Annotated in this window: 23 protein-coding genes and 1 pseudogene; 17 read left to right on the forward strand and 7 right to left on the reverse strand. The window is 59.9% G+C overall.

Translation table 11 applies throughout. The annotated features are described in order from the left end of the window. The first annotated feature begins 75 nt into the window (after positions 1-75). The 12 genes from E1956_RS45440 to E1956_RS47655 all read left to right on the forward strand — a co-directional run bounded on the left by E1956_RS45440 (position 76) and on the right by E1956_RS47655 (position 5,600). The gene (locus E1956_RS45440) at positions 76-285 is read left to right on the forward strand and encodes a hypothetical protein (RefSeq protein ID WP_232072537.1); all 210 of its coding nucleotides are present in this window, start codon (positions 76-78) and stop codon (positions 283-285) included. A gap of 60 nt (positions 286-345) precedes the next feature. Beyond that, the gene (locus E1956_RS45445; RefSeq protein ID WP_134760646.1) at positions 346-603 is read left to right on the forward strand and encodes a hypothetical protein; all 258 of its coding nucleotides are present in this window, start codon (positions 346-348) and stop codon (positions 601-603) included. A gap of 15 nt (positions 604-618) precedes the next feature. After that, complete coding sequence (locus tag E1956_RS45450) at positions 619-945, forward strand: hypothetical protein (protein ID WP_134760648.1); 327 nt, start codon at positions 619-621, stop codon at positions 943-945. Positions 946-955: 10 nt separating this feature from the next. Further along, entirely contained in the window at positions 956-1,261 is a 306-nt protein-coding gene (locus tag E1956_RS45455) for a hypothetical protein (RefSeq protein WP_134760650.1), read from the forward strand. Between the two features lie 46 nt (positions 1,262-1,307). Further along, positions 1,308-1,529, forward strand: a complete 222-nt coding sequence (locus E1956_RS45460) for a hypothetical protein (RefSeq protein ID WP_134760652.1) — start codon at positions 1,308-1,310, stop codon at positions 1,527-1,529. A gap of 13 nt (positions 1,530-1,542) precedes the next feature. Then, positions 1,543-1,821 (forward strand): super-infection exclusion protein B, encoded by a 279-nt coding sequence (locus E1956_RS45465; RefSeq protein WP_232072539.1) that lies wholly within the window; start codon positions 1,543-1,545, stop codon positions 1,819-1,821. Between the two features lie 246 nt (positions 1,822-2,067). Beyond that, positions 2,068-2,517, forward strand: a complete 450-nt coding sequence (locus E1956_RS45470) for a GIY-YIG nuclease family protein (protein ID WP_167760322.1) — start codon at positions 2,068-2,070, stop codon at positions 2,515-2,517. An 83-nt stretch (positions 2,518-2,600) separates the two neighbouring features. After that, entirely contained in the window at positions 2,601-3,371 is a 771-nt protein-coding gene (locus E1956_RS45475) for an FRG domain-containing protein (RefSeq protein ID WP_232072541.1), read from the forward strand. A 414-nt stretch (positions 3,372-3,785) separates the two neighbouring features. After that, on the forward strand, positions 3,786-4,136 hold the full coding sequence (locus E1956_RS45480) for a hypothetical protein (RefSeq protein ID WP_134760656.1): 351 nt from the start codon (positions 3,786-3,788) through the stop codon (positions 4,134-4,136). 51 nt (positions 4,137-4,187) lie between these two features. Continuing rightward, the gene (locus E1956_RS45485; protein ID WP_134760658.1) at positions 4,188-4,445 is read left to right on the forward strand and encodes a hypothetical protein; all 258 of its coding nucleotides are present in this window, start codon (positions 4,188-4,190) and stop codon (positions 4,443-4,445) included. 216 nt (positions 4,446-4,661) lie between these two features. After that, entirely contained in the window at positions 4,662-4,982 is a 321-nt protein-coding gene (locus E1956_RS45490) for a hypothetical protein (RefSeq protein WP_232072543.1), read from the forward strand. A 210-nt stretch (positions 4,983-5,192) separates the two neighbouring features. Next, entirely contained in the window at positions 5,193-5,600 is a 408-nt protein-coding gene (locus tag E1956_RS47655) for a hypothetical protein (protein ID WP_335930052.1), read from the forward strand. A gap of 74 nt (positions 5,601-5,674) precedes the next feature. On the opposite strand, the gene E1956_RS45500 is transcribed toward E1956_RS47655, so the two are convergent. Beyond that, on the reverse strand, positions 5,675-6,856 hold the full coding sequence (locus E1956_RS45500) for a tyrosine-type recombinase/integrase (protein WP_232072545.1): 1,182 nt from the start codon (positions 6,854-6,856) through the stop codon (positions 5,675-5,677). A gap of 357 nt (positions 6,857-7,213) precedes the next feature. Here E1956_RS45500 and E1956_RS45505 point away from each other — a divergent pair, with 357 nt between their 5' ends. After that, entirely contained in the window at positions 7,214-7,495 is a 282-nt protein-coding gene (locus E1956_RS45505; protein WP_134760660.1) for a hypothetical protein, read from the forward strand. A gap of 213 nt (positions 7,496-7,708) precedes the next feature. Here E1956_RS45505 and E1956_RS45510 read toward each other — a convergent pair whose 3' ends face one another. The 6 genes from E1956_RS45510 to E1956_RS45535 all read right to left on the reverse strand — a co-directional run bounded on the left by E1956_RS45510 (position 7,709) and on the right by E1956_RS45535 (position 13,080). Further along, positions 7,709-9,727, reverse strand: coding sequence for an FAD-dependent oxidoreductase (locus tag E1956_RS45510; protein WP_232072547.1), 2,019 nt, complete (start codon positions 9,725-9,727; stop codon positions 7,709-7,711). A 147-nt stretch (positions 9,728-9,874) separates the two neighbouring features. Beyond that, positions 9,875-10,516, reverse strand: coding sequence for a DUF1109 domain-containing protein (locus tag E1956_RS45515; protein WP_134760664.1), 642 nt, complete (start codon positions 10,514-10,516; stop codon positions 9,875-9,877). Further along, complete coding sequence (locus tag E1956_RS45520) at positions 10,513-11,016, reverse strand: DoxX family protein (RefSeq protein ID WP_134760666.1); 504 nt, start codon at positions 11,014-11,016, stop codon at positions 10,513-10,515. The genes E1956_RS45515 and E1956_RS45520 overlap by 4 nt, the downstream gene beginning before the upstream one ends. Positions 11,017-11,021: 5 nt before the next feature. Beyond that, positions 11,022-11,801 carry an HvfC/BufC N-terminal domain-containing protein gene (locus E1956_RS45525; protein ID WP_134760668.1) on the reverse strand — a complete coding sequence of 260 codons (780 nt, stop codon included), beginning with the start codon at positions 11,799-11,801 and terminating at the stop codon, positions 11,022-11,024. Then, the gene (gene bufB / locus E1956_RS45530; RefSeq protein ID WP_134760670.1) at positions 11,791-12,738 is read right to left on the reverse strand and encodes an MNIO family bufferin maturase; all 948 of its coding nucleotides are present in this window, start codon (positions 12,736-12,738) and stop codon (positions 11,791-11,793) included. Before bufB ends, E1956_RS45525 begins: the two co-directional genes overlap by 11 nt. 30 nt (positions 12,739-12,768) lie before the next feature. Continuing rightward, positions 12,769-13,080 carry a BufA1 family periplasmic bufferin-type metallophore gene (locus tag E1956_RS45535; RefSeq protein WP_134760672.1) on the reverse strand — a complete coding sequence of 104 codons (312 nt, stop codon included), beginning with the start codon at positions 13,078-13,080 and terminating at the stop codon, positions 12,769-12,771. A gap of 224 nt (positions 13,081-13,304) precedes the next feature. Here E1956_RS45535 and E1956_RS45540 point away from each other — a divergent pair, with 224 nt between their 5' ends. The 4 genes and pseudogenes from E1956_RS45540 to E1956_RS45555 all read left to right on the forward strand — a co-directional run. Continuing rightward, positions 13,305-13,682 (forward strand): DUF1223 domain-containing protein, encoded by a 378-nt coding sequence (locus tag E1956_RS45540; protein WP_335930053.1) that lies wholly within the window; start codon positions 13,305-13,307, stop codon positions 13,680-13,682. A 110-nt stretch (positions 13,683-13,792) separates the two neighbouring features. Further along, on the forward strand, positions 13,793-14,197 hold the full coding sequence (locus E1956_RS45545; protein WP_232072549.1) for a hypothetical protein: 405 nt from the start codon (positions 13,793-13,795) through the stop codon (positions 14,195-14,197). A 416-nt stretch (positions 14,198-14,613) separates the two neighbouring features. Beyond that, positions 14,614-14,877, forward strand: coding sequence for a hypothetical protein (locus E1956_RS45550; protein ID WP_134760674.1), 264 nt, complete (start codon positions 14,614-14,616; stop codon positions 14,875-14,877). 164 nt (positions 14,878-15,041) lie between these two features. Continuing rightward, positions 15,042-15,266 (forward strand): annotated as a pseudogene (locus tag E1956_RS45555) (hypothetical protein); the annotation flags it as partial. Between the last annotated feature and the right edge of the window lie 28 nt (positions 15,267-15,294).

Consider the following 15,294-nt stretch of genomic DNA (forward strand, 5'->3'; position numbering starts at 1 on the left):
CGCGCGAACGAGGCTCCTACGGATGGCGCGGACGGGCAAGGCCCGACCGAAGGCTCAGTGCCAACGGAAAACGCAATGCGAATCACGCTCGACAGTGCCAAGGCGATCTATCGCAAGGCGATTGACTCGCGTGCAAGTGACGGCGAAGGTGCGGCATGGTGGGATGAGGTTGCAGACGAAGTTCGTGACGTAATATCCGCACGCTCGTTGAGTGATGCGGCGGCGGTGATCGAATGGTGGCATAACGACTGGACAGAGGTATCCGACACACCGCTCGACGGCTAGGCGGATTCGAGAGGCGGGCCGAGCGCTGCAACTTAACGCGTAGGAAATCGGGGAAAAGCGATGGATCTTTACAGTATCGATGTCTCGGCGCTCGGTGACACCGTCTGGGTGACGGGTGACGACGGCTCATGCGTAGGTCGCTTCAGCAAGCGTTTCGGAATCGACGTACATCGGACAGTGACCGAGCAGATGGCCGGCGCCGCTCAATGTCTGCATTGCACGCACGAGGCCGCAGGGGCAGTTGAGTGGCAGGAGTTTCGCGAGGCCATCCGACGGCACTACGGAATCGAAGTTCCGGCCGACGTAATCCGGTTTTGAGCAAGGAAAGCAGCAATGCCGAAGAAATTTGAATTCAATGTTGAGCAGCGGCCGGCAGGTCCTAATCTCCATTCATGGGTCGCAATCGATATAGCGTCTGGAACGTCAATCGATCTCCCCAGAGGCGGGAATGGCAGTATGGTTGGGCAGTACCCGGAGATTCAGGAATACCTCGCCAACCGCTATCAGGTCGATGTTCCGTTGATCTACGTGACACAGCTTGACGAGCTGCGCATCGATCCAGACGGGACATCTCATTGGACGTTTCGTCGTCAGGCAGCGCAGGTGACGGTTAACGACATCCCTCGTGTCGTGTTTCAGGTACAGCTTGGCAGAGCATAGGAAAATGAACGTGGACGATTTCAAAGTTCTGCCCATCGCAGAGGCGGTACGCGATCTTCTGAGCGCGGAAGCGACCGAGAAGTTGTTTCTGGGGGCCGCCGCTGCGGCAGGTGCTGCCGCCCTCGCAGCGGTCGGCGTTTGGAGCTATAAGCAGGTTAAAGAGGCCAACACCAAGGCCGATTTCGAGCGTATGGAAGCGATGACGAAGAACGATATCCGTCATTTCGAGTCATCCTCATCAGCAGGCGCAGAAACCGAAAGTGGAGGAACTCGCACCAACTTCAATTTCGGGGATGGCTTCAAGGCTACGCGATAGGAAAGGCCGGGCCAGCCGGTTGCTGGCACTACTGGGCAGAGCAGCTATGTCGAAACAACGGAAGTTCACGGCTACGGTCAAGGAGCCTCCCAATCGGGCCACGGCCACGGCGTACGGTTTTGCAATCCATCTGGAGGATTTGGAGAGCGATCCGAGTTTTGGAACACACCGTTTGGTAATCGAGTTGCAGCCCGAAACGACTGTCGAGCAAGCGGACGAACTCGCGCGGCAGTTGAACCGGCTTGGCGTATCTGTCACGCTGAAATAGGAAAAACGCTGACATGGGAATGATCGCGGACATCGCTGAGGGCAAAGCAGCTGGACAGATCGCTGTGAAGCCTTTACTCGCCATCGCGATCGCCAGCGGGGCACTTTTGCACGCCCCGTCACATTTTGTTGGTTCGACAGGTCTCACGGATTTTCTCGCGAAGTATCGGATATGGATTGGCTTCGCGTTACTGGCTTCCTGCGCCTATCTGGTCGCGCAAGGGCTCTCATGGTTCTTTAGCGATCATCGGATCGCTGTTGGAGGATGCGCGGATGCGGAAGGTCCGACATAAGTGGCTGACAACGCTGACACCAGATGAGAAAGCTGAAGGCGAGGACGTATACGAGCCGTGGCCGGGTTACGACAAGGCGATGTCACTGGCCGACGCGGAGCGTGCACTCGATGAGTGCGTGCGTCGTTGGCCAGACTTAGAGTTTCGCGCGCATCGTGTTCGCGTCCACGAGAGGATCGCAGCGGACGCCATCGCGCGCGCGCAACCGCAAGTAAGAGCACACTGGAAAAATTGGGCATCTAGGCAATGGCGACTGATGAATTCGAACCGGCGGGCGGCTGGATCTACATAATGATGACGTCGGCCGACTGCAACAGATTTAAGCTGGGGCGCACAACGGGGAATCCGATGGATCGCGCCAAGACGCTTCGCACCGGTGATCCAAAGCTTGCCCTTGAAGTGGCTTGGTTCGTTCCGGCCAAATATGGAAAGCTGTCAACGATTGAAGCGGCGCTTCACGGCCAATTCGCTGAACGCATCGCTTTCCACGATGAAGGCACATCGGAATGGTTCTTCGGAGAAGCGAAGTGGGCAAGCGAATTTATAGAGAACTTACTTGAGGAGTGGTCGCGGCATCCGATCAGCGACGTGTTTGCAAACGCCGAGAATCGTGTGTGCCGGGCTTACGAGGCCGATCTCGAATCGTTATATGGGCCACCTGTCCGGCTGGACCCCGAGAGCGGCATGCCTTGGTAGTCACCACGCTGGCTGGCGAAACATGGGGCTCGACCAACGTAGAGTGACGGAACGGAAACGGAATGGAAATGGAGGCAAAAAGGATGACCGAGCTATCGGACATCGACGTATTCTGGCAAGAATTCATGCAAAAGACGCTCGCGTCGGGGCAGCCAAGGCTACTTTATCGAGGCCAGTCCGACAAGAAATATACGCTGCTTCCGTCAATCGCTCGGCATCCACAAGAACATACCGGTGGTGATATCAGCTCGTTGGAACGTGGATTAATTGATGAATTCAAGCGCCTGTCCTTGAGAGAGCTAGAGTTCGTTCCGGAAAGCGACTTCGAGTGGCTGTTTCTCGCGCAGCACCACGGGTTGCCAACACGGCTTCTAGATTGGTCTACGAATCCACTGGTGGGGTTGTATTTTGCAGTCGAGAGCCGAGACGAATGTGACGGAAAGGTGTATATGACGCGACAAGTCGTAAGCGATCAACCAGATCTTTTCGACTTTCGTACAGCCGATACCCTCGCTAAAAGTGTATTTGCTATCCAGCCGAAACAAAGAACAGTTATTTTTGTACGACCGAGGTATAAGGATCGTCGCTACCACAATCAGGCATCCGTGTTTTCGTGCCCGGCGAGGCCCTATGAAGATCTCGTTTCCAGCCTGGAAGGTGATCTCGACGAATTCATTGTGCCCGGTACTCTGAAACCTCGGCTGCGCGAGCGACTGCGTACGTTGAGCGTCTCTGCATCCTTCATTTATCCAGGGTTGGACGGTATCGCATCCGAGGTAAAAAGTCTTGAGCACGATCCGGTTCACTACGGAAGGAAGAGGATAGTTACGGCAACACTGGATTTGAAACTATGAAGCCCACGATTCTCTGGCTTGCGATGAACGCGACCGAGTGCAAGCCGAAATCGACCGCCTCTGTTCACGCATCGACGCTTTGATGTGACAACGGAAAACGGGATGCGCACCTGAACGAGCAAAACAACGGATGCTTGTATGCAGCTAGCACAATTGGCGATCGTAGTTGGGATGGTAAAGGACGCGATTCTTGCTGGCGCCGCCGTCGTGACCGCATGTATAGCGATACGCGGATTAAACAGCTGGCTTCGGGAGCTATCAGGGCGGACAAAATTCGAAGCTGCGTTAGCTCTCATGCGATCGGCTTACGGCCTCCGTGACGCAATCTGCAATTGCCGTGCTCCTCTGGTGGTCGCAGCCGAGTTCCCGCCCGGATACAAGAACCAAGGAAGTAGGCCATCGACGAAAGAGGAAATGGAAGCATGGAACCACGTATTCAAAAGCCGATGGGGCGGCGTTGTAGCTACGCTGAAGGAATACGACGCGAGGTCCCTGGAAGCGGAAGCGATCTGGGGAGTTGACGCGCGCGCAGTAACGCAACCGCTTTCTGAATGCGTCTCGACGTTGTACGCTGCGATCGAAAGCTACCTGGACGATGTCGCCAGCGAGGGGGACATTTTCCGCGCTGACCGAGACTTTGCGAAGAAAGTGCGCTCAGAGGTATTTGCCAGCAGAAGCTCCGCAGACAACGAGTTGAATAAACGAATCGCATCTGCCATGGACGCTCTCGCCGATTTCGCTCGGCCTCATTTGCGCCATGGGTGACCATCTTGCAAAAATTCAGCAAGCAAATAGGCCCCGGAAAGGGGGAAAGCGATGGATCTCGACAGTATCGATGTCTCGGCGCTCGGCGATGCCGTCTGGGTGACGGGTGACGACGGCTCATGCGTAGGTCGATTCAGCAAGCGTTTCGGAATCGATGTACATCGGACCGTGACCGAGCAAATGGCCGGCGCGGATCAACGCCTGCATTGCACGCACGAGGCTGCGGGTGCGGTTGAGTGGCAGGAGTTTCGCGAGGCCATTCGACGTCACCAAGGAATCGAAGTGCCGGCCAACGTAATCCGGCTTTGAGCAAGGAAAGCACGGAGAGAGGGAGTGACCATGACAAGGATTCGCATTCGAGGCGGCAAACCACCTGCAGCATAGGAAAGCCATCGGATCCGTGATCGTTGCCACTGAAGGCGGCAGACAGTAGCGACAAACTGGAACCGACGATCTTAAGATCGATCCTCTGCCGGCGGCGAGAATGCTGAAGCCCGGCCAGAGCGAAACTGAGCGAGCAGAGGAATGAGCGAGACACCGAAGTTTTCAAAGAGACAGCGCTTCTATCTTCCTCGCGCCTTCGACGCCGGGTACCGGCTCGTCAGCGACGCCGACACGCTCTGGAATGCGTTCGAAAACGCACATCACAAGGCCAACCTGCCAGGACGACTGGCCATTCCGATGGAGTCGTTCGCCCGTGCTGTCGAAATTGTGCTGAAGGATGGCGAGCTCAAGGACGCTCCCGGGTTTTGCCCGGAGCCAGCGTTGTGGTCGTTTGCGGTTTTGCAGTGCGGCTATGTGCAATCCCGTCATGCAACCGGCCGCGTGCTCGTTGCCGCAGCGTAGCGGCGCGTCGCTGCGGTCGCCGGGTTTCCCGATCCTCACGCTCGACGAACGCAGGCTGACGCCGGCTCTCGGATATGTATTCAACTGCAACTGGCTCGATCCACTTGGTCGCTTGTCTCGATCCTGTGGAAATTCGAGAGGGCAAATGCGTTGCCGGGACACGTGGTCGCGCGTCTGATAGGGGCGGACATCGACCCTTATGAGGGCGTCGTGCCGCAAGCGGGAAACGTCGATCTCCGGCGCCTGCGCAACACGCTGGCCGTGCCGCTGAAAACGCTGCGCGCGTCGCTGTTGCTGTCGACCCAGCGCAAACGTCATAGCAGCGCGTTCCGCTACTGCCGGCGTTGCATGGCGCGTGGCTACCACAGCGTCCTGCATCAGATGCTCGGTGTGAGCATTTGTCCCGCGCATCGCGTGGTACTGCAGACGACCTGCGACGGTTGCGGTTACGAAGCGCCGTACCTCGCAGGCGTCCTGCTGCTGGAGACGCCGTATCGCTGCGTCTGGTGCCATGCCTTCTATGGAGGCCGTGGATGGTCACCAAACCTGCATCAACCGATGAACTTCGCGCATCGCAAGGCGATTACGCGACTGCATTTCGACCGCTTTCCGGGGTAGTGGCGTATCGCGACCACAACTTTGCACATGGGCGGGGAAGAAGAGCTGCAGGCCGATCCAGTGTCGCGAGGCAGTCAGTTCCAGCCAAGCCGGTGACGCGTCTGCGTCGCTTCGTGCCGCGCATCGTCCTCGGCATGCAGGTAGACGCTGGTAGTTGCAAGCGACGCGTGTCCGAGGTTGTCGCGTACGAAACGCAGGTCGATCTGCTGATCGGTCATGTGCGATCCGGCTGTATGGCGGAGCCAGTGCGCCGATGCGCTGGCGAGCTGATCGGCCTGGGCGTGCCACTCGGCGCCGCGCACACGCAGCCGGTCTGCCGCGAGAGCGAAGACCTCCTTGACGATCTGGTGGATCGAGCCACGTGAGAGGGGCTTCTCGTGGCCGATGAGTGGCAGCAGCAGCGGGCGACGTTCGCCTTGGTATGGGGATGGCGCGAGGCCGTGTGCACGCCGGTAACGGGCGAGTTCGGCGATCAGCTCGTCTGTGGCCGGCACCAGTCGTGTCCTGTTGCCCTTGCCATGCACCTCGATCCACCAGCGCTCGACACCTGCGGTATCGCGACGCCAGAAGACGGCGCCCATCGGCGTGCTGGCGATCTCCGTCGCGCGCAGGCCGGTCAGATACAGCACGGTGAACAACCACCGGCACCGCGCTGCATGCAACTGCTCGCGCGCCGTGTCCGCGGGCAGCGACTCGATCGTCGTTTTAACCACTTCCCACCACGTATGGGTCAGATAGCGCGTCACGGCCGGCTTCCTGGCGACGCCGCGGCGACGCGCGAGCGACAGCGGGTTGCCGGCGAGGTAGCCGGCATCAACGAGCCACGCAAACATCGCGTTGAGGATTGTCAGTGCATGGCGCACGCTCGCCGGCGACAGCGCGCCAGCAAACGGCCGCCAGTCCGGTGAGGCGCGACCAGGCTTCTTGCGGGTCGTCATGACCCAGCGCCAGGCGGGCTGTGGGTCGGCCAGGAAGCGCTGGTAGACGAGCAGGTCCTCGTGGGTCAGCGACGACAGGGCCTTGCCGTGCTGGATTACCGTCCACAGCAGCAGCCGCTCGGCCTCCTTGCGATAGGCAGTGACGGTCCCGGGTACATCGGCGTAGCGCGCGAGCCATGCCGTGATCGCAGCCAGGTCGTCGTCGGCGCTGATGTGACGGAGCGCAGTGCGCGTGCGGTTGGTGCCAGTGGCGCCGGACAGGTCGGACGGAATGTGCAGCAGCTCGACGGGCTGGGCGGGACCGTGAGCCGACAGCAAACTTGATACTACCGAATGACGAAATCAACAACTTACGCTCCTACGCGACACCATTAGTGAGATCCGAGGCGCAGATACTTGAGATTTTCGTAGATGGCAATAAAGTCGTCACAACTTCGCTATTAAAGCTGTCAATCCGCGGCTCCAGAAGGCCGGAAGAGGCATAAAGTCCTGTGAATTCATGTGCTTACAGATCGCGAATTAAAGATGTCAACAGCCTCGCGTCGCGCGGGCGTCAACAAAAGCGGAAATCGTTCAGACGAACTGTCATGTGGCGGCGGCATCAAGGTCCGCGTGACCGCGGATATGAGCGCGGATATTTTTCGCGACGATCGGATTGGGTAGGAGTACAAATTCATGACGGTCAGTGTGGCGGACCTGAAAAACAGCGAGAAATCGCTGGCCACCGCTCTGGATAAAGCCAGGACGTTCGCAGAAGGCACACACTGCGGGCTCGGACTCGAGCACGATTCATCCATCGACAGAACAGCGCCGGCCGAACGTGAGCGGCCGTTTCGCTTTCAGGCAAAAGACTTCCAACCGGTGCGCACCGCGCGGTCGCGCAAGGGCGACTGGCTGCGCCACGAGACCAGAATATTTCATAAGATCAAGATCTTACGATCGGGATTCGAAGTCTAGAACGCGAGTTGACAATTTTAATGCGAACTCATGCGAATTGACGACTTTATTTCGTTGAGACTGCAAACAAAGTCGTCAATTCGGCGAGCGGAATCCCTACGCCTCAGGGATTTCGAATTGACATCTTTGTTTTGTTCTACGCCGATGCAGATGAGCGGGTGGCCCGTTGGCCCGGCGCAGGCAATCCGCAACGGCTTTGAGCACAGCGGACATTCAATCCGACTGCCTGCCCGAAGCTGGATCGGTAATGAGTCTCGTGCTGCGCCGGTAGGTGACATACGCCCAGAGCCAATCCAGCATGACCTTTGCTCTGTTGGGTCCTCCGGTGAGGAACGCGATATGAGCGGCGCCCCAGAACCACCACGCTGGCGCGCCCCACATGCGGATCGGGCCGAGTTCCGCCACGGCGGCCTGACGCCCGATCGTTGCCAGGCTTCCGAAATGCTTGTATCGAAACGGCGGGAGCGGACGGCGTCCCGCAAGCTGCGCGGCGATCACCTGCGCGACATATTTTCCTTGCTGTTTGGCGGCAGGCGCTAATCCCGGAACGGCTGCGCCTTTCCAGCCCAGGCTCGAAGCCGTATCGCCAATTGCATAGACGCCTTCAACGGCTGGAACAGAGAGGTCGTCGTTCACCTTGATTCGTCCTGATCCGTCTTCTGGCTGATTGAGCCATTTCGCAACCGGTGACGCCTCCACCCCGGCGGCCCACAGGATTGTGCGAGAAGCAATGCGATCTTTGCCGAGATCGGCGCCATCTTGATCGACGCCTAGCACCCTGGTATCGAGATACACGGTGACGCCCAGCTTGCGAAGGGCATGTTCGGCAGCAGCAGACAGGGAAGGGGGAAATGCAGGCAGAACGCGTGGTCCAGCATGAACCAGAATGACACGCGATGTCGATGGATCGATCGTGCGATATTCCTGGTCCATTCCGTGGTGCGCCAATTCCGCAATGGCTCCCGCTAGTTCGATACCCGTTGGTCCGCCCCCGACGATGACGAAGGTGAGCCACGCGGCACGGGCTGCTTCGTCGGTGGCCGTTTCCGCCTCTTCAAAGGCCCGCAGCAGACGGCTCCTTATTGACGTTGCGTCTTCTATGCTCTTTAGCCCCGGTGCGTACGGCGCCCAATGATCGTTGCCGAAATAACTATGACGTGCGCCAGTTGCCAGGACGAGATAGTCGTATTTCACCTTGTCTGCGCCTATAAGGACTTCGCGGATGGTGGTGTCAACGCCCGTGACTCTTCCCAGACGGACCTGGACGTTGCGCTGTCCGCGAAAGAGACTTCGGATCGGGGGTGCGATTTCCCCGGGCGACAGCGCTGCTGTCGCAATCTGGTATAGCAGCGGCTGAAGCAGATGATGATTGCGCTGATCGATTAGCGTGATCCGGCAGCGTGATCTGCGTAGCCCGCGAACGGTCGAGACTCCGCCAAAGCCGCCGCCTACTACTACAACATGAGGATACCGATCTAAAGTGCTTTCTTCGCTTCCCGAGCTATTGAGTAACCAGCGCGCAATCAATTGGTCCACCGAGATGATCCCGGGCCCGGTAGCGATAAACATGAGCAGCAGAAGGAGAATGGCGAGTCTGTCGTCCGTGGACATGGCTATGCCCGCGAGCGGAACCATAGCGGCATAGATCAGCATCGCCGGCCGCGTAATGCAGCCGATGGCGATACAGAATGCGAGGATTGCTGCAGTCCAAGAGGGGTAGGCGAACAGTGTCGCCAGACCGTGATGATCGACATGCCTGCCCAGGGAAAGCGTCAAAGCGGAAGCGAGACTGAGCGACGCCGCTATGCCTGCTCGCGAGGCGAGCAGGAGTACTGGCGAAAGATAGCGTTCGATCAGCGCGTAGAATCTCGTGATCAGGCGGCCCGGGCCGAGAGGGGCCCACGCCAGGCCTCGCTCCAGCAACGCGTCAAGGGACAATGCTCCCGGACCTTGCACGACTAGCCACGCGAGCAATACCAGGGTTGCTCCGCCCGGACCCAGGCCGATCGACCCGTATCCACCAACAAGCAACACAAGCGCGATAGGCCGGGTGAGGAGGCCTGCGGTGAGCAGGAATGGCACGATACCGTGTAGCGCAGCCTCTAGGCTGGATGGAGCATGCAATCCGGTGCCGGGTAGCCCGACATCGTGGGTTTCTGCCATCGCCATGATCTGATGCACGAGCACCACTTGTCCGAACCAGACACGCGTTGCAAGAAGAAGCCACGGCATGCAAAGCGAGCGTACTGGCGCGGCCAAGCGGACCATGTGTTCGAGCGCGTTCCGGAGCATACGGCACCATTCTGAAAGGACCAACTTGGCGAACGTCGGTGTCTGACATCGCTAGCGAAAGCGCGATGCCTGGCGTCGCCGCGAATCTCACCAGCGCAGACAATGCGGCGCGATGGCCGCACCGGCGGCAGTCGTTATGACGATTGCCAGCACGTACCAGACACCCCAGAACGGCGCCGCCATCTCCGAGCAATACAGCGAGTACACGAGCAATCCCTGGGCGCCGGCGAGGAGTCCCGCGCCCGCGCCGGCCAGCGCGAGACGAGTTGGCGCGAGCTGCTTCATTGCGCGCAGCATCGCGGCGAGCGAAGGCAGCGAGAGCAGCACGACGCTCGCCGTCGTGGTGCGCCACGTCGTCCCGAGCATCAATTGCAGCCGGTAGCCCGGCGGCGTAGCCAGCAGGATGCTGCCCGCGGCGAGCAGCATCGTGGCGATGGGCAGCGCTGCTGCGAACCATGCGAGCCTGAGCCGCGCGCCGGGTCGGCCCAGCCGCCCCGCGAGCTTCATGGCCGCGGCGATGATTGCGAGGGGGAACGCGAGGCGCACCCAGAACATCGTCGTGAGGATCAGCTCGGGCATATCACTTCGCACACCATACAGAGCGACCAGCAGGACCGTGCTGCCGGCGAGGCCGTGCATGAGCGCACAATTGAGCACCTTGGGAACGGCGTTGCGCTCGACGGGCGACACGCCGGTTGCGAGCCGGGCGACGAGATCTCGCGTCTTCATGACCGGTACGCACGGTCCCCGAGCAGGTAGTCGATCGAAATCACGCCCGGGCCCCACGCTGCGATGCCGAGCGCCATGGCGGCCCACGTGATGTGGATCGGCCAGCCGTCCGGCACCGTCAGCTCGATAATGCAGGTCATCAGCAGCAAGCCGGCAGCGGCGAAGCGCGTGCCGAATCCGAGCACGAGCAGTACCGGGAAACCGACCTCGCCGCACGCGGAGAGAAACGCGAAAACGGCCGGCGCGGGGAACGGGTAGGGGCCGCCGGGCAAATGCAACTTGAATTCATCCGTGAAGAGATCGATGGCCGTGTCGTTGAGCTGCAGAAAGCCGTGCCACTTGAGGATGCCCGATTTCCAGAACGGCACGGCCAGCGCGAGACGCAGCACGAGCTGCACGAACGACGGTTGTGCGAGCCGCTCGATGAAGCGCCGCGCGCATCCGATCGCGTGCGCGACGTTTCCCGCAAAGGACGGTCTGGAGTCTTGTCGAGTCTGCATGGTGATTACGCTCCCGGTTGAACGGCGGCGAACACGCCAGCCGAAATCATCGCGGCCAGGCTGGCCGACAGGTCGAAGGTGTCGCTCTCCTCGAAGGCTGCTTGCGCGGCGGCGCCGAGCGGCATGCCCTTGATGAGCGCGACGAGAAACGCGGCCCCGCCCGCGGGCAGGCGCGAGACAATCACGTCGTATTCAGGCCGCGTGACGAGCGCGTCTTCTGCGTCGCTCGAATGCAGCGGGGTAACGGGGCCGTCTGCGCGGTTCATCGCAAAGATCGCGACGGCCGGATAGCGCGAGCGCACGATACGCGCAGCCGGATGTGGGACAAAGCGCGCCTGCGCGAGCGAACCTGGATCGATGCTCGCGAATGCCTCGGCCGCGAGCGGCGCGGCATCCGCGGCGTGATACGCATCGAGCCAGGCGCGCTCGATGCGCGCCGTATCGGCAAGCCAGGGCATGTCGCGCGCGTACTCGTAGGATTCGATAAATGAGGGAAAATCGCGCCCGTACTCGAAAAGGAGCGGCGAAGCCGGCGACGTAGCACGCACGTGAAAGCGTGCCATCGCGCGGAAGAACTCAATGCCCGTGATCCGCTGCACGGCGGGATAGATCGCGGCGAGCGCATCGATGAGGCTGACCGTGACGTTGTTGCGATAGACGTTGTAGCGCTTGACAACGCCCATGCCGTGCATGGCCACGACGCCATCCGGCGTGGCGAGCTCGGGGTTCATCAGTCCCGGCGCGAAGCGCGCCGCGTAGTCGCTCGTGTGTTGTTCAGGCATCATGGCGGGCGCGCCCCGGCTTGAATATGTCATATTCCGATTCTCTTTCGACTGCACACTCCCGTACAATCCGCCGGGCCATTAGCGCCTGCGAGCGCAGCTCGGTCCACGCCGGTAACTGGCTGTCCCATTCGATCAGCGTCGGCATCGGCCCGGTGCGTGCGATCACGTCTCGGTAGAGCGCCCACACCGGATCGGCAACGGCGCCGTCGTGGCTGTCGATGAGCAGCGGCGCGTGTTCGTCATCGTGCTGCTCGCTGTGGCCGGCCAGGTGAATCTCGCCGACATATTCGAGCGGAAAATCCTCGATATAGCCGCGTGCCGGATAACCGTGATTGGTCGCCGAAACAAAAACGTTGTTGACGTCGAGCAGCAACCCGCAGCCCGTGCGCCGCGCGACTGCACGGATGAATTCCGTCTCGCTCATCGTCGACGACGCGAACGCCACATACGTCGACGGATTTTCAAGCAGTATCGGACGCCCGATGGCTTCCTGCATCCGATCGATGTGTTCGCAGACTCTGTGGAGCGTCGCCTTCGTGTAGGGCAGCGGCAACAGATCGTTGAAGTACGTGCCGCCGTGCGATGACCACGCGAGATGTTCGGAAACGAGCGCAGGTTTGTAGCGCTCAACCAGTTCGCAAAAGCGCGCGAGGTGGCCGGCGTCGAGCTCATCCGGTCCGCCGATCGACATGCACACACCGTGCAGCGAAATCGGATAGCGCTCGCGGATCGCGCTCAACGCGCGGTGCGGTGGGCCGCCGGCGCCCATATAGTTTTCGGCATGCACCTCGAAGAAGCCGTCTTGCAGGCCGTCTTCGAGAATCGCCGCGAGATGTTCGTGCTTGAAGCTCGTGCCCGCGAGCCCGGCCGCGCCGGGCACCGCGCGAAGGGGACAGCCCGATGCACGGGTCGCCGCCGATCGGATGAAAGCGGTCATGACCGTCCCCTTTCGTTCGTCGTCGCGCGATCAGGACTTGATCGGCGTGAGCGAGCCGTGGGCGCCGCCCGGCACGACGATGCTCGCGCAGGTGCCGCCCTGGACGAACTTCCACGAGTTGCCCTGGAAGTCGACCGTCGACGTACCCTGGCAGGTCGTGCCCGGACCGGCGGCGCAGTCGTTTTGCCCCTTCAGCGCGACGCCGAAGCACTTTTCCTTGTGAGCGGCGAGGGCGGCGCTCATCTCTTCCTTCGTGAGCGGCGCGGCATGAGCGACCGAAGCTAGCAGGCTTGCAACGGCACCTGCGAGCAGGGCGGAACGTACAGTGGTCTTTGCAGACATAGACTTTCTCCAGTGGTTGAGATGGAAGGTACCCGTTGCGGATACACGAGCAAATTCGCGCGATACTGAACGCCGGTTACACGAATTCAATTTTTTTCGCGTGAGCGCTCGATGTGTAACCGGAATGCAAAATCGAACGAATTTATACCGATCGGCGTGCAACGATGTAGCCACTGAGCGCTGTGATGAATTAACAGGTAGTCGCGTTGCTCTAGAGAATGATCATGTTGGTACGCGTCGTCGCTGCCACGTTCTTTGTACTTGTCGCGCCCGTCGTGGCGTCAGCCAGACCTTTAATTGTTGAACTGTTTACTTCGGAAGGGTGCTCCTCACGCCCACCAGCGGATGCCTACCTGTCGGAACTTTCATGTGACCATACGGAGGCGCCCCCGCTTGCGTTTCATGTGACGCACTGGAACAGCCTGGGATGGCAGGACCCTTACTCGCTGGATGCGACCACTCAGCGTCAGGTGGAGTACTGCACTCGTTTTGGTGATGCTCCTATACGCCGGAAATGGTGGTCGACGGTCAAAAGGGACTTGTTGGTTGATAAACGCCCGCCGTCGCGCTTAGATACGGCTGGCTATTTTTTGATCCTTTGAGATATGTAGGGGAAGTGGAGGGCGCGTGTCGGTCAAGATGATGGCATGGAGGCGCCACTTTCCCGCGGCCCTGAACTGGCATCTCGACATGGCTGGCCCTGCGCGACGGATTGACCAATGAAAGTGTCACATCGAAGGCCTGTGCCGCACGCGGCGGCACGCGCCGCGCACGTGCGCAAAAGCTCTCCCCTAAAGCGGGCGTTCTAAAGATCGCCGTGCTGCTGGCGCTCATCAACCAGATCCTCACGAGTGCGTTTGCGTTGCTCGCGCACGAAAACCATCCTGAGATCGCGCCCGGACTAACGCTGCTTTTCAACCTGACATTATTTGTCATCCTGATCGTCTGGATACGGCAGGATTCGAAGCACGCGTGGCGGGATGCGTGTGAATCGGGATTCGTCAGTCCTTGCGTGATTCAGAACGGCCGCACGGTACGAATCCGACGTGGCTGCGCGCGGCGCTGGCTCGTCGCGCTGCACGTGGAGCTGCAGAGTGGATTCGCATCGAAAGCCTGAGACGGTTCTTTACGATCTTTTTACTTGCCACCGGATTGCCGTTCAGTAGAAGATTGCGGTAGTCAGACTGAATCTCGCTTGCAATGACCATCCGAAGCCCACGTCCCCCGAGTTGTCTCGCTGCCTGAAAGGCAGGGCGTCTGTGCCTTGCGTCTTTGAGCCGCCGCCCTGCCGCAAGGCGGGCGGTGCGCGTCGTAGTGTTCTTCCGTGCACCCTTTCACGCTACAGGGATACAGCAACGGCAGTCGTCCGCGTAGTGCTGTTTCCATCGCAATACTCGCTCACATTTGATCTGCATTACGTGGCGCGTCCGTGTGTGTAGACGCTGGCAGCACGCAATAAACGCGCTGCCAGCGCCAACCAACGCGGCGAATGCAGGCCACATCTGGACGTGCAAAATGATAAAAGGATTGCCTATGAAGATGAAGAGTGGAGATCCGCAACATGCGAATGTGCCGAGCCTGAGCGCGCACGAAATGGCAGCCCTCATGTTGCTCAGCTATGCGCCGATAGAGGTCGAGAGCGAGACTCCCGACATGACTGCGCTTCGCGACGCTGGACTCGCGGAAGTTATTGGCCAGGATACCGCTAAAGCCAGATTTTCGATTACGTGGGACGGCGAGGTAGTTTTGCGCAGCCTGAGAGCGTCCGCTGTAGAGACCGACGTGTTGCGCCGATAGCCCGCAAAAGACGCCTCGTGATCACCTCGCTGCGATCAGGCGGGCGTCGTTGCGGGTAGCCATGTACGAGCTTGCGGAATTGATCTTATATAAGACGATAAATAGTACATATAAACAGCAATAAGCAAACGGAGTTTGTCATGTTTGAAATGAACAAAAGCGATGGCAGCGCTTCTGCAAGAGCAGCGGGCAGGACCCTGTCGGCGCAGCGCGATGCGATCCCCGTGTTCATCAAGATGGAGACGGACTCGTTTCGCTTTGTCGGTCTCTTTGCTGTCGGCGAATCCCTGGCCGCGCCGCTTGACCGTGCGCCATTCGCACGCAACAGCGGGTTCACTTCCGGGCAAGTTTCTCGCGCGCTCAAGATGAGGCCGCTCCTCGAGCGTTGAGCAGTGGCGGGAGGCACGCCCCCCGTCG

The sequence above is a fragment of the Paraburkholderia pallida genome, from assembly GCF_004524855.1.
In the GTDB taxonomy this organism is placed as follows: domain Bacteria; phylum Pseudomonadota; class Gammaproteobacteria; order Burkholderiales; family Burkholderiaceae; genus Paraburkholderia; species Paraburkholderia oxyphila.